Raw genomic sequence first — 13,131 nt, forward strand, 5'->3', positions numbered from 1 at the left:
AGCGGCTGCACTGATGCGGCTCGGGGGTGGGCGGTCAGGGTGTCGCGAAGCCGTTCTGCCGCCAAGCCTCGTACACACTGATCGCAGCGGTGTTCGAAAGGTTCAGCGACCGGCTCGACGGCAGCATCGGCAGCCGCACCCGGTCGGTCACCTGGGCGGACTCCTGGACGTCGGCGGGCAGCCCCGCCGACTCCGGTCCGAACATCAGGACGTCCCCGGGCTCGTACGCGACGTCGGTGTGCAGCCGCGTCGCCGAAGCGCTGAACGCGTAGACCCGCGCGGGGAGGAGTGCCGCCCATGCCGCGTCGAGGTCCGTGTGGACGTGGACGCGCGCGAGGTCGTGGTAGTCGAGCCCGGCGCGTCGTAACTGCTTGTCCTCCAGCGTGAAACCGAGCGGCTCCACCAGGTGGAGCTCGCAGCCGGTGTTCGCGGTCAAGCGGATCGCGTTACCCGTGTTGGGCGGGATTTCGGGGCGGTAGAACAGGATGCGGAACACGAGGGTTGATCGTCTTTCGTTCACGGGCGCTTCGCCTGAGCGCGGCCGGGCGGCCATCAAGCCGGACGAGCATGAGGCCCGCCCGTGACCATCCCACCACAGGAGGGCTTCATGCCTTCGCTCCCTCACCCCCTGTCGCGGCGTCGCTTCCTCGGTTATGGCTCCGCCGGCGCCGCCGCCGTCCTGCTGGGGACCGGTGCCTGGAACGCCGCCGGCGCGATGCCGCTCGCTCCCGGTGCCGGCGACCCGTTCACCCTCGGCGTCGCGTCGGGTGACCCGTTGCCCGGCGGTGTCGTCCTCTGGACCAGGCTCGCGCCGAAGCCCTACGAGGCCGACGGGTTCGGCGGTATGCCGCGCACGCCGGTCCGCGTCGAGTACGAAGTGTCGCTCGACGAGCGTTTCCGCGCGGTGATCCGCCGCGGGTCCGTGGTCGCCACGCCCGAACTCGGTCACTCCGTGCACCCCGAGGTCCACGGTCTCGCGCCGGATCACGAATACTTCTACCGCTTCCGCACGGGCGGCGTGATCTCGCCGGTCGGGCGCACCCGGACGGCGCCGGTCGCGTGGTCGTCGCCGCGCGAGCTGAACTTCGCGTTCGCGTCGTGCCAGAGTTGGGAGGCGGGGCACTTCACCGCCTACGACCACATGGCGGCCGAGGATCTCGACCTGGTCGTGCACCTGGGCGACTACCTCTACGAAAGCGGTGTCACCGGTGTCGGCCGCGGGACGCCGGTGGGGCCGCAGTTCAAGGGCGAGACCTTCGACCTGGCCCGCTACCGGCTCCAGTACGCGCTCTACAAGTCCGAGGCGCCGCTGATGGCCGCGCACGCCGCCTTCCCGTGGATCCACGTCAACGACGACCACGAGGTGGAGAACAACTGGGCGGGCGACATCTCGCAGATCGACAAGGAACCGGACCAGGATCGCGCGGTGTTCCGGCAGCGGCGGGCCGAGGCGTTCCAGGCGATGTACGAGCACCTGCCGTATCGCATCGCCCAGCTGCCGAAGGGGCCGGACGCGCGGCTTCACCGTCGGCTGAGCTACGGCACGCTGGCCGATTTCACCATGCTCGACACCCGCCAGTACCGCGACGACCAGCCGTGCGGCGACGGTCAGTCGGCGAACTGCACCGAGCGGTTCGACGAGAACCGCACCCTGCTCGGCTCGGAGCAGCGGAACTGGCTGCTCGACGGGTTCTCGCGGTCCCGCGCGCGGTGGCAGATCCTCGGCAACCAGGCGCCGATGGGCCAGACCGACACCGACGCGGGCGAGGCCACGAACGTCTACCTCGACCCGTGGGACGGCTACGTCGCCGACCGCGACCGCGTGCTCGCCGCGGCGCAGGACCGCGGGGTGCGGAACCTGGTGGTCATCACCGGCGACAGGCACCAGAACTACGCCTGGGACCTCAAGCGCGACTTTGGCGACCCCGATTCACCGACCGTGGCGAGCGAGTTCGTCGGGACGTCGATCACCAGCGGTGGCAACGGCGCGGACATGACACCCGGCGGTGAGAACCTGCTGAAGGCCAACCCGCACATGAAGTTCTTCAACAGTCAGCGCGGCTACGTCCGGGTGAACGTCAACCGGCAGCGCTGGCAGAGCGACTTCCGGGTGGTGCCGTTCGTCAACACCCCCGGAGCGCCGATCAGCACACGGGCCAGTTACGTCGTCGAAGACCGGCGGCCCGGCGTTCAGTCCGCCTGAGCGGGCACGAAGGGGGCGTACGCCTCGCGCACCGTCGCGGGCGGCGCCGCCTTCGTGAGGGTCGCGGGGTCGACGAAGACGTAACGGGTCTTCACTTCCGTGCACAGGTCGCCGCCGCGGGTGATCTCGAAGTCGATGAGCAGCGACGTCGTGCCGAGGTGGTTCAGGTACACGGCGACGACCAGTTCGTCGTCGTAGCGGCAAGGCGCGCGGTAGCGGAGGTTCGATTCGGCGACGACGACGTCGACACCGCGGGCCAGCGCCTCCTGATGTGAGCCGAAGAGGGCTTTCTCCACCTCGAACATGGCCATGTCCACATAGGCGAGGTAGTGCGCGTTGAAGACGATGCCCTGCCCGTCGCATTCGTGGTAGCGCACGCGCAGCGGCATCTCGACGATCGGTTTCCGTGGCTCTGTCACGGTTCCAACGTACGTGAAGATCAGCCGGTGAACTCGACGCCGGGATGGCGCGTCGACCCGAGCTCGAAAAGGCGTCGGTCCTGTCCCCTCAGGTGCAGATCGAAGAACGCGCCGACGAGGTCTCGTTGCGCGGCCACGGAACGACCCGGATCGATGGTGCCGATGAGTTCCCGCGTCTTGGCGGACCCGGCGAGCGAGGACAGTTGCGGCACCACGGCCTGCAGGTCGCTGTAGCCCAGATGCGCACTCCCGCGGAGCAGCAGGTCGCGCTTCCAGCCTCGATGGTTCGCCCAGAACTCGGCCCAGCTGCGGTCGTAGGGGTCCGTGTGGGAATGCCGGTCGACATCGCCGGTGACCGGGTCGGCGAGTTCCGAGCCCATCAGCAGGAACGGCCGGTCCAGCCCGTGCTTCACCGCCTCGCCGGGGACGTACGGAGTGCCTTCCGGGAAGCCGAACGCGCTGGCGAGCACCCCGTCGAGGTTGATCCCGGCGGCGACGCGACGGTCCCGGTACATCGTCTCGGCCGCGGTGAAACCGCCGTAGGAGTGCCCGAACATCCCTACGCGGGACAGATCGAGCGAACGGCCGAGTCCCCGGGGGAGCGCGTGGCGCTCGGTGTCGTCGGCCAGGAGGGGCAGCCGGTCGAGGACGAATCGGCTGTCCGCCACTCGCGTATCGATGGCCGTCTTCATCGTCCCGGGATTTACTTCCCACGCCGGGGCTTGCTCGATCCGGCCGCCGGGGAACTCGACGGCCGGAGCCTCGTAGGTATGCGAAAGCGAGACGACGGCATATCCGCGACTCGCGAGATCGTCCGTGAGGACGGCGGCGAACTCCTTCGGCATGGCGAAGCCCGGTGAGAACACGACGACCGGGTACGGACCGTCCTCTGTCTTCGCCGGTGCCCCGGTACGGGCGTGCCGCCGCGCGGAGGTCCAGTCCACCGCTCCTGGCGGGATGCCGAGGCCGGCAAGGCCGTCGGGGCTGTCATCCAGCGCGGCCGCCAAGCCGTCGCTGAGCCAGGGCGCCCGCGGGCCGTCGTGGCGATCCGCGGGGTAGGTGACGGTGGCCATGAGTTCTCTCCGGCGATCCGGTTTCCAGGGATCGGGCCGTGAGGTGTCGACCAGATGGAGTTCGGTGGTGCCGATCGTCAGGCCACCGGCCGGCGCGGGGATGGTGAATTCGACGGGGCCGGCCGCCGAGAGCGAGCCGGCCAGGCCCGAGGTGTGCCCCGATGACACTGAGGGAGCCCCTTCGTTCCGGGAAGACGGCCGGACGGCCGCCTTCCCGGAGCGTGGCACAGCTCCCTAGTCGATGAAATCGATAGTCGGATGACGCGGAGACTCACCATCGAAAAGGTGCCTGTCCCGGCCGCGAAGGTGAAGATCGAAGAACGCGCCGATGTAGTCCCGCTGCGCGGCCACCGAGCGCCGGGGATCGATCGTGCCGATGATCGCATCGCGCTTCTCCGGCGCCACTCGCGAACCGAGCTGCGGCACCACGACCTGCAGATCGCTGTAGGCCATATGCGTGCTGCCACCGCGCAGCAGGAGGTCCCGCTTCCACCCGCGCTGGTTGGCCCAGAAGTCCGCCCAGCTGCGGTCGAATTCGGGCTGCCGGTGCGTGTGCTCCAGCGGCTTGCCGTTCTCGTCGACGCCCTCGGCACCCATCAGCAGGAACGGCCGGTCCAGGCCGCGTTTCGTGACCTCTCCGGGCACGTAGGCGCTGCCCGGCGGGTAGCCGAACGCGGTCGCCATCGCGCCGTCGAGGTTGATCCCGGCGTCGACACGGCGGTCGTGGACCATCGTCTCGCCGGCGGTGAACCCGCCGTAGGAGTGGCCGTAGGCACCGACCCTGGACAGGTCGAGCGACCGGCCGAGCCCACGCGGGAGCGGCCGGTGCTCCGCGTCCGGGTTCTGCCCGCGGGTGATGTCCGCCAGCCGGTCGAGGACGAAGCGGCTGTCGGCGACCCGGGCGTCGAGCGCCTTCTTCATGAACTCGGGTCCTTCGCCCCGCGGAATGGCCGTTTCGAGCCTTCCGCCGGGGAATTCGACCGCGGCGCTCTCGTAGGTGTGCGAAAGCGAGACGACCACATAGCCGCGGCTGGCGAGATCGTCGACGATCGCCGTGTACGTCTCGCGAGGGCCGCCGAAACCGGGGGAGAAGAGCGCCACGGGTTTGGGAGCGCCGTGCGCCACCGGAACGCCGGTTTCGGCGCGCCGCTTCGCCGACGCCCAGTCGATGGAGCCGACCGGGAGACCGAGATAGTCCTCGGCCGAGAGCGCCTGATCGATGACGCCGCTCACCCCGGGCGTGAGCCACAGCGCCCGCGGGCCGTCGGCGGACCGGTCCGCCGGATAGGTGACGGTGACCATGAGCTCCCGGCGCCGTTCCGGTTTCCACGGATCAGGGCGGGACGGGTCGACGAGGTGGAGGTCGGTGGTGCCGACCTCGTAAGGGCCGGTGAGGGCCGGTGCGGTGAGCTTGGCCTGGTCGGCCGCGACGGCGGGGGCCGCCGTGGCGAGCCCGCCCGCGAGCGCGAGGCCCGCGATCAGCGCCGAACCCCGCACCACCCTGGTGTGTCTCGATGACACTTTCCCATGTTGCGACGACCGCATGAATTCGCCCACTGCTGGAGTCCTTCCGGATCGGGGCGGCCCGGCGGCCGCCTGTTCCCGACCCTGGCAGCGCCCCGGTGCGACGCGCATCCCTCTGAAGATGGAGCCGCGATCACCCGTGCAGGGCACGGTAGGCCGAGGCGGCTCCGGGATGCAGCGGAACCTTCCCGGTGCCGATCAGCGTCCGGACGTCGAGGAACTGCGTTCCCACCGCGGCCGCGGGCACGAGATCGGCGGCGTGCGCCGCCAGCACGCGTGCCACGGCGGCCGCGACGTCGTCGGGCAGTGAAGGGGCCGCCAGCAGCAGGTTCGCGACGCCGATCGTCCGTAGCTCGCCGACCCCTTGATAGGCCTGCGCCGGCACGTGGACCTGGTCGTACACCGGACCGTAGCCGGCGCGCAGGGCGGGAAGGTGGCTGTCGAGGGGGAGAAGCGTGATCGGGGTGGTGCGGTTCAGTTCGGTGAGCGCGGGGGTCGGGATCCCGCCGGACCAGAGGAGCGCGTCGACCTCGTGCGCGGCCAGCGCGTTGATCGCTTCGCCCAGAAGCAGGTTCTTCGCCTTCACGGGCACCTCGGCGCGGGCGAACAGGCGCGTGCTGAACACCGCGACGCCGGACCCGCTCGCGCCCATCGCCACCGGCCGCCCGGACAGATCGGCGAGCGATCGCACACCGCCGTCCACCCGGACGACGAGCTGGTGGTAGTTCTCGTAGACACGGCCGATGGCCGAGAACGAGATCGGGACGGAGAACGGCTCCGCGCCGAGGAAAGCGGACTCGGCGACGTCTCCGAGGACCAGCCCGAGATCGGCCCGGCCGTCCCGTAGCCGCCGCAGATTCTCGACACTGGCCTCGGTGGCGACGGCCGTCGCCCGCAGTCGTGGTTCCGCCCGGTTGAGCTGCTGGGCGAGGAGTTCCGCGAAGGCCAGATAGAAACCGCCGCTCTCGCCCGCGGCGATGACGACCTCTCGTTCGGGGCCTTGGTAACCCGCGGTCGAACAGCCGGCGAGTGTCGCGAGACCGGCGAGAAGCGCGGTGCGCCTGGTGACGGTCATGGCTTTTCCCCTGCCGCGAGAGGAAGCTCGACGCGGACCTCGAGCCCGTGCGGTTTCGCCTCACACAGTTCGAGTTTGCCGCCCCTGGCCAGCACGTGCTGGCTCGCGATCGCGAGGCCGAGACCCGTGCCGCGTGGAGCGCCGTCGCCACCGGCACGCCAGAAGCGCTCGGTCGCGCGTTCACGGTCCTCTGTGGACAGTCCGGGGCCGTTGTCGGAGACGAAGAGCGTGGCGGTCGTGTCACCGATTTCGTAGCCGGTGGTGATCGTGGCGCCGCGTCCCGCGTAGTGCACCGCGTTGTCGAGCAGGACGTCCAGCACTTGGGCCAGTTCACTTTCCTCGCACCGCACCGGCACCGGCTCGTCGTGGCCTTCCGACGCCGCGAGGCCCACTCCCGCGTCTTCGGCCGAGGGCCGCCACGCGTCGACCCGTTCGGCCAGGACGGTGGGGAGGTCGCAGGGTTCGTCGCCGGACTCGCCCGCGGCGAGCCGGGTCGCGGCGCTTTCGGCGAGCGCCAGCGCGAGCAGCCCGTCGAGCAGGGACTCCAGGCGCTCGACCTCCGCGACGGTCGCCCGGTAGGCCCGCTGGCCGTCTCCGTCGACCTGCGCGGCGAGCGAATCCACCCGCAACCGCAAGGCGGCCATGGGATTCCGCAGCTGATGCGACGCGTCCGCGACCAGCCGCCGCTGCTGTTCGGACGCCTCGACGACGGCGTCGGACATCCGGTTGAACGACGTCGCGAGCGAGCGCAGCTCATGGGGCCCGGCCCGGTCGGGGACCTGCGCGCGATGTCCTTCGGTCACCGCCTGCACACCGGTCTCCAGTTCGTGCAGCGGCCGTACCATCCAGCGGGCGAGCAGGACCGCGAGCAACACGAACACCGCCGCGACCAGCACCGCGCCCGCGACGATCGCGGCCCAGCGGGTGGCGACGTCGGCCGCCGCCGTGGTCACCGACGCGCGGAGCACGACCACGCCGGCCACCCGGGTCCCGGTGCCCACCGGACGGGCGAAATGGACCGGATCCACCGACCACGGGCTGAGCTGTTCCGGTCCCCGCGCGGGCTGGTTGCGCAGCGCGGCCTCGACGAATGAACGGACCACCGGTTCCCCGGCGGTCATCCCGCCGGTTTCGACCAGCGGCAGGCCGCGCGCGTCGACCACCACGACCGCCTCGCCGTATAACGACGAATACCGCTCGGCGTCGACCGCCAGCGCGGTCGGATCGGCGGCGTCGACCGCCTGCTGGGCGAGGACGACGAACCGGTCGACGTCTGCGTTGCGGGCGATCACGAGCTGCTGCGTCCGCTGTGCGGCGGTCGAGCCGAACAGCGGGATCGCGAACGCGGCGACCACGGTCAGCGCGAGGGCGACGAGGACGACCAGCAGCCGGGTGCGCACCGGTCAGTCCCGGCCCAGCCGGTAGCCGAAACCCCGGATGGTGGTCAGCAGCCCCGGCCGGTCGAGCTTCGCGCGCAGCTGGGTCAGGTGCACATCCAGCGAACGGGAGACGGCGAGGTACGCGTCGCCCCAGACCTCGTCCATCAGCTGCTGGCGGCTCACCGCCGTGCCCGGCCGGGCGGCGAGCACGGCCAGGACGGCGAACTCCTTGGTGGTGAGCCCGATGTCGTTCCCGTCGACCAGCACGCGTCGCGCGCCGAGGTCGATCTCGACGTCCTCGACGCGGACGACGTCGTCCTGCGGCGCGACCGGCGCGGCGGCGCGGCGCACGACCGCGTCCATCCGCGCCAGAAGCTCGGCGAGGCGGACCGGTTTGGCCAGGTAGTCGTCGGCGCCGAGCCGCAGCCCGCGCACGATGGACCGTTCCTCACCGCGCGCGGTGAGGACCAGCACCGGAACCAGCGACACCTGACGTATCTTCCTGAGCACGTCGAGCCCGTCCATGTCGGGCAGGCCGAGATCCAGCAGGATCAAGTCGGCCCCGCGATGCCGGTGCAGCGCGTCGCAGCCCCGGACCGCGTGGGAGACGGTATGACCGCGCGCGTGCAGCGCTTCGGAGAGCGCGTCGGCGACACCAGCGTCGTCCTCGACGAGAAGCACCCGCACGGCCATACCTTCCCGCCTAGCCTTCTCGGCCGGACACGAGCTCGGGCTCGGGCTGCTTCTTCTTGTCCAGCTCCGAGGTCTTCGAGGTTTCCCGCATTGTGCCGTACACGATGAGGGAGACCAGGACACAGCCCGCGACGTAGTAGAAGAACACCGATTCGTGGCCCGCCCCCTTGAGCGCCTGCGCGATGAGCTCGGCGGTGCCGCCGAAGATCGCCACGGTGAGCGCGTAGGGGAGACCGACGCCGATCGCGCGGATCTTCGTCGGGAACAGCTCGGCCTTCACGATCGCGTTGATCGAGGTGTACCCGGTGACGATCACCAGCCCGGCCAGCATCAGCAGGAAGGCGAGCACCGGCTGCTTCGTCCCGCCCATCAGCGTCATGATCGGGACGGTCAGCAGCGTGCCGGCGATCCCGAAGAACATCAGCAGCGGACGGCGGCCGATGCGGTCGGAGAGCTTGCCCGCGAACGGCTGCAGGATCGCGGCGACGAGGATCGCGCAGAACAGGATCAGCGTGACCGTCCGGCGCGGGATGCCCGCGGTGTTCTCCATGAACTTCTGGCTGTAGGTGGCGAAGGTGTAGAACGACACCGTGCCGCCGAGGGTGAGGCCGACGACGAGCGCGATCTCCTTGGGGTACTTGATCAGCGCGCGCAGCGTGCCCTTGTCGCCCGCGTCCTTGCCGGTGCCGGAGGCCTTGGCCTCCTCGAAGCTGGCCGACTCGTCCATCCCGCGGCGCAGGATCATCACCACGACCGCGGCGAGCGCGCCGACGACGAAGGCGATCCGCCAGCCCCATGAGGTCAGCTGCTGCTCGGTGAGCACGGCCTGCAGGAGCAGCTGGAGCCCGAGCGCCAGCAGCTGGCCGCCGTACAGCGTCACGTACTGGAAGCTGGAGTAGAAACCGCGCTTGCCCGGAGTGGCCACTTCGGACAGATAGGTCGCGGAGGTCGAATACTCGCCGCCGACCGAGAGCCCCTGGACGAGCCGGGCCACCAGCAGCAGGATCGGCGCGGCGATCCCGATCGTGGCGTAGGTCGGTGTCACGGCGATCATCAGCGAGCCCGTCGCCATCAACGTGACGGAAAGCACGAGTGCGCTTCGTCGCCCGAAGCGATCGGCGAACCGGCCGAGCATCCAGCCGCCGAGCGGCCGCATGAGGAAGCCGACCGCGAACACCGCCGCGGTGCCGAGGAAGGCCGCCGTCGTGTCCTTGGTGGGGAAGAAGGACTTCGCGAAGTACGTGGTGAAGGCGGCGTAGGCGTACCAGTCGTACCACTCGACCAGGTTGCCGATCGAGCCGCGCAGCACGTTGCCCACGACTCGACGCTCGCTCACGGGCGGCGACGATTCGCCGATCCGGGTTGTCATCTTTGACCTCCTGTGTTCCGGCTCACGGTGAACAATCCGTGACCGCCGGGCAAGGTTTCGGCGCGGTTCCTAACATCCGCTTAGGGTGGTCGCGGTTACCCGGAGGTAGGGGTGGAGCGGCTCCGGCGTGCGGCGGGGCAGCCGATAGCCTCAGAGCCGTCACGGGACGAAGACGAGGCGAGGAGAGCTCTGTGGGACGGTCGGTACTGGTCACCGGCGGCAACCGCGGCATCGGTTTGGCGATCGCGAAGGACCTCGCGGCGCAGGGGCACAAGGTCGCGATCACGCACCGCGGGTCCGGCGCGCCCGAAGGCCTCTTCGGAGTGCAGGCCGACGTCACCGACGCCGAGCAGATCGACGCCGCCTTCAAGCTCGTCGAGGAGCACCAGGGCCCGGTCGAGGTCCTCGTCGCGAACGCCGGGATGACCGACGACACCCTCCTCATGCGCATGAGTGAGGAGCAGTTCACCCGCGTGGTCGACGCCAACCTCACCGGCGCGTACCGGGTCGCCAAACGCGCCTCGCGCGGCATGCTGCGCGGCAAGTGGGGCCGCTACATCTTCATCTCGTCCGTCGTGGGCCTCACCGGCTCGGCCGGGCAGGTCAACTACGCGGCCAGCAAGGCGGGCCTCGTCGGTCTCGCCCGGTCGCTCGCGCGTGAGCTGGGCTCGCGCAACATCACCTCGAACGTCATCGCGCCGGGCTTCGTCGCCACGGACATGACCGACGAGCTCGGCGAGGACCGCAAGAAGGAGATCCTCGCCCAGGTTCCCTCCGGCCGGTACGCCGAGCCGTCGGAGATCGCCGCCGCCGTCCGGTACCTCGCCTCCGAAGAGGCCGGTTACGTCAACGGCGCGGTGCTGCCGGTCGACGGCGGCCTCGGCATGGGCCACTGACGTCCCCGTTTCCCCGTACCGATCACAAACCACTCCGGACTGGAGGTCCCGTGCCAGGACTGCTCGAAGGCAAGCGCCTGCTGATCACCGGCGTCATCACCGACGCCTCGCTCGCGTTCCACGCGGCCAAGATCGCGCAGCAGGAGGGCGCGAAGGTCGTGCTCACCGGCTTCGGCAGGCTGTCGCTCGTCGAGCGCATCGCCAAGCGGCTCCCCGAGCCGGCGCCGGTTCTGGAGCTGGATGTCACCAACCAGGAGCACCTCGACTCGCTCGCCGACCGCGTGCGTGAGCACGTCGACGGGCTCGACGGGGTGCTGCACTCGATCGGGTTCGCCCCGCAGTCCTGCCTCGGCGCGCCGTTCCTGGACGCCCCGAGCGAGGACGTGAAGGTGGCCGTCGACGTCTCGGCGTACTCTTTCAAGGCTCTCACCGTCGCGACGCTGCCACTGCTCTCGCGCGGTGCGTCGATCGTCGGCATGGACTTCGACGCGCGCGTCGCGTGGCCCGTCTACAACTGGATGGGCGTGGCGAAGGCGGCGCTGGAGTCGGTGAACCGGTACCTGGCGCGCGACCTCGGCCCGAAGGGGATCCGGGTCAACTTGGTCAGCGCCGGCCCGATGAAGACGATGGCCGCGAAGTCGATTCCCGGCTTCTCCGAGCTGGAGGAGGGCTGGGGCGACCGCGCGCCGCTCGGGTGGGACAGCTCCGACCCGGACCCGACGGCGAAGTCGGTCTGTGCCGTCCTCTCGGACTGGCTTCCCGCCACCACCGGCTCGATGATCATGGTCGACGGCGGAGTGCACGCCCTCGGCATCTAGGTCTCGATGCGCGTGAAGGCCCCCTTCCCTCGGCTCAGCCAAGGGAAGGGGGCCTTCACGCGCGTCAGGGGAGGACGGCGTTCGCGACGTGCCAGGAGTCCTCGAGCAGCAGGTACTTGGTGATCAGGCCGTCGTCGTTCACCTCGAATTCGATGGTGAAGGCCGTCTCGATCACCTTGCCGGTGCTGCGGATCGTCGAGCGCAGGCGGCCGATCGCGACCGCGTGCGGTCCGTCGACGAGGACGCGTTCGACGTCGAACCGGTCCTTGACGAGGCCCTTGTCGAGCAGGTCGTAGAACTCGCGGATCTCCGCCCGGTTCCGGCGCGGGCCGATCCACGGGACCAGCTCCGTCGCGCCGGGGATGTCCCACGCGACGCTGTCGGCGAAGAGTTCCGTGGCGCCGTCAGTGTCTCCTGTGGACATTCGACGGAAGAACTCGTCGAGGGTGGCCTTGGTTCGTTCGGACATGATTCTCCTTAATGGGTAACGGGTTCGCGGAGCAGGCGAAGGTCGTCGGTGCGCTGGACACCGGCGGCGAAGGTGAGTGCGACGAGGGTGGCGACCCCGAGCCCGACGCTCACCCATGCCACGCTGGGATAGCCGAGACCGGCGTCGATCGACTCTCCGCCGAGCCACGGGCCGACGGTGTTGCCGACGTTGAAGGCGGCGGTCGTACTCGCGCCGACGAGCGTGGGCGCGTTGCCCGCCACGGCGAAGGCACGGACGTTCAAGGCGGGATTGACCCCGAATCCGGCCACGCCGAACAGGAAGACGGCGAAGATCGCGGCCGGCGTCGCCGGACCGGAGAGCGCGAGCAGCACCAGGGCGAGCAGGGCGACGGCGAGGCCGCCGTAGAGGGTCGCGAAGGGCCTCGCGTCGGCGAGCCTGCCGCCGGCGGTGATGCCGATCAGCGCGCCGAGCCCGAACAGGGAAAGCACGCCCGGTACCCAGCTTTCCGGCAGGCCGGCGACCTCGGTCAGCAAGGGTGCGAGGTAGCTGAAGGTCGCGAAGATCATCGCCTGCGCGAGCGCGATCACGCCGAGGGCCAGCCAGAACCGGCCGCCTCGGTAGAGCCGCAGTTCGGTCGCGACGTCGGTCTTGTCTTCGCCGTTCTGTGTCTCCGGGACCAGGGCGAAAACCCCGATCAACGCGATCACGGTCAGCGCCGTGACCGCCCAGAAGGCCGCCCGCCAGCCCGCGTGCTGGCCAAGGAAGGTCCCGGCGGGTACGCCGGCGATGTTCGCGACGGTGAGCCCGCCGACCAGGATGGCCAGGGCACGGCCGCGGCGCTCGACCGGGACGAGCGCGACCGCGGTGGCCGCCGCGACCGCCCAGAATCCGGCGCAGGCGACCGCGCTGACGACGCGCGTCGCGAAGAGCAGGGCGTACCCCGATCCCAGCGCGCCGACGACATGTGAAAGCCCGAAGACGACGAGCAGGGCCATCAGGGTGGCGCGCCTCGGCACTCTCAGCGTCGCGATCGCGAGCAGGGGAGCGCCGACGACCATGCCGATCGCGAAGGCCGAGATGAGCAGCCCGGCCTCCGGGATGCCGACATTCAGGTCGGCCGCCATCCCCGGTAGCAGGCCGGTGATCATGAACTCGGAGGTACCGAGCGCGAACACGCTCAGTCCGAGTACGCAGACCGCCAAAGGCACGGGAATTCCCTCCAGTTTTGTAT

The 13,131-nt window shown here is 70.1% G+C and carries 13 protein-coding genes; 3 read left to right on the plus strand and 10 right to left on the minus strand.

Features of this window, described 5'->3' with window-relative positions; all coding sequences use genetic code 11:
* Positions 1 to 34: 34 nt before the first annotated feature.
* Entirely contained in the window at positions 35 to 496 is a 462-nt protein-coding gene (locus ACIBTM_RS20680; RefSeq protein WP_395878668.1) for a tRNA (cytidine(34)-2'-O)-methyltransferase, read from the minus strand.
* 111 nt (positions 497 to 607) lie between these two features.
* Between ACIBTM_RS20680 and ACIBTM_RS20685 the strand changes: the two genes are divergently transcribed.
* On the plus strand, positions 608 to 2,203 hold the full coding sequence (locus ACIBTM_RS20685) for an alkaline phosphatase D family protein (RefSeq protein WP_395878669.1): 1,596 nt from the start codon (positions 608 to 610) through the stop codon (positions 2,201 to 2,203).
* Here ACIBTM_RS20685 and ACIBTM_RS20690 read toward each other — a convergent pair.
* From ACIBTM_RS20690 to ACIBTM_RS20720, 7 genes are all read right to left on the minus strand, one after another.
* Positions 2,191 to 2,622, minus strand: a complete 432-nt coding sequence (locus ACIBTM_RS20690; RefSeq protein ID WP_395878670.1) for an acyl-CoA thioesterase — start codon at positions 2,620 to 2,622, stop codon at positions 2,191 to 2,193. The genes ACIBTM_RS20685 and ACIBTM_RS20690 overlap by 13 nt on opposite strands.
* Before the next feature lie 20 nt (positions 2,623 to 2,642).
* On the minus strand, positions 2,643 to 3,863 hold the full coding sequence (locus ACIBTM_RS20695) for an alpha/beta hydrolase family protein (RefSeq protein ID WP_395878671.1): 1,221 nt from the start codon (positions 3,861 to 3,863) through the stop codon (positions 2,643 to 2,645).
* Positions 3,864 to 3,929: 66 nt separating this feature from the next.
* A complete protein-coding gene (locus tag ACIBTM_RS20700) occupies positions 3,930 to 5,216 on the minus strand; it encodes an alpha/beta hydrolase family protein (protein WP_395878672.1) in 1,287 nt (428 codons plus the stop codon).
* Between the two features lie 136 nt (positions 5,217 to 5,352).
* The gene (locus ACIBTM_RS20705) at positions 5,353 to 6,294 is read right to left on the minus strand and encodes a TAXI family TRAP transporter solute-binding subunit (RefSeq protein ID WP_395878673.1); all 942 of its coding nucleotides are present in this window, start codon (positions 6,292 to 6,294) and stop codon (positions 5,353 to 5,355) included.
* The gene (locus ACIBTM_RS20710; protein WP_395878674.1) at positions 6,291 to 7,694 is read right to left on the minus strand and encodes a sensor histidine kinase; all 1,404 of its coding nucleotides are present in this window, start codon (positions 7,692 to 7,694) and stop codon (positions 6,291 to 6,293) included. Before ACIBTM_RS20710 ends, ACIBTM_RS20705 begins: the two co-directional genes overlap by 4 nt.
* A gap of 3 nt (positions 7,695 to 7,697) precedes the next feature.
* Positions 7,698 to 8,366 (minus strand): response regulator transcription factor, encoded by a 669-nt coding sequence (locus tag ACIBTM_RS20715; protein ID WP_395878676.1) that lies wholly within the window; start codon positions 8,364 to 8,366, stop codon positions 7,698 to 7,700.
* Between the two features lie 10 nt (positions 8,367 to 8,376).
* Entirely contained in the window at positions 8,377 to 9,735 is a 1,359-nt protein-coding gene (locus ACIBTM_RS20720; protein WP_395878677.1) for an MFS transporter, read from the minus strand.
* A gap of 191 nt (positions 9,736 to 9,926) precedes the next feature.
* Here ACIBTM_RS20720 and fabG point away from each other — a divergent pair, with 191 nt between their 5' ends.
* Positions 9,927 to 10,631, plus strand: a complete 705-nt coding sequence (gene fabG, locus ACIBTM_RS20725) for a beta-ketoacyl-ACP reductase (RefSeq protein WP_016334125.1) — start codon at positions 9,927 to 9,929, stop codon at positions 10,629 to 10,631.
* A 50-nt stretch (positions 10,632 to 10,681) separates the two neighbouring features.
* Positions 10,682 to 11,449, plus strand: coding sequence for an enoyl-ACP reductase FabI (gene fabI, locus ACIBTM_RS20730; RefSeq protein WP_395878678.1), 768 nt, complete (start codon positions 10,682 to 10,684; stop codon positions 11,447 to 11,449).
* A gap of 64 nt (positions 11,450 to 11,513) precedes the next feature.
* On the opposite strand, the gene ACIBTM_RS20735 is transcribed toward fabI, so the two are convergent.
* Both ACIBTM_RS20735 and ACIBTM_RS20740 read right to left on the minus strand, forming a co-directional pair.
* Positions 11,514 to 11,918, minus strand: coding sequence for a nuclear transport factor 2 family protein (locus ACIBTM_RS20735; RefSeq protein ID WP_395878679.1), 405 nt, complete (start codon positions 11,916 to 11,918; stop codon positions 11,514 to 11,516).
* A gap of 8 nt (positions 11,919 to 11,926) precedes the next feature.
* Positions 11,927 to 13,108: a Cmx/CmrA family chloramphenicol efflux MFS transporter gene (locus ACIBTM_RS20740; RefSeq protein ID WP_395878680.1), complete on the minus strand. Its 1,182-nt coding sequence runs from the start codon at positions 13,106 to 13,108 to the stop codon at positions 11,927 to 11,929.
* Positions 13,109 to 13,131 lie beyond the last annotated feature (23 nt).

This window comes from Amycolatopsis sp. NPDC049868 (assembly GCF_044461365.1).
GTDB lineage: Bacteria > Actinomycetota > Actinomycetes > Mycobacteriales > Pseudonocardiaceae > Amycolatopsis.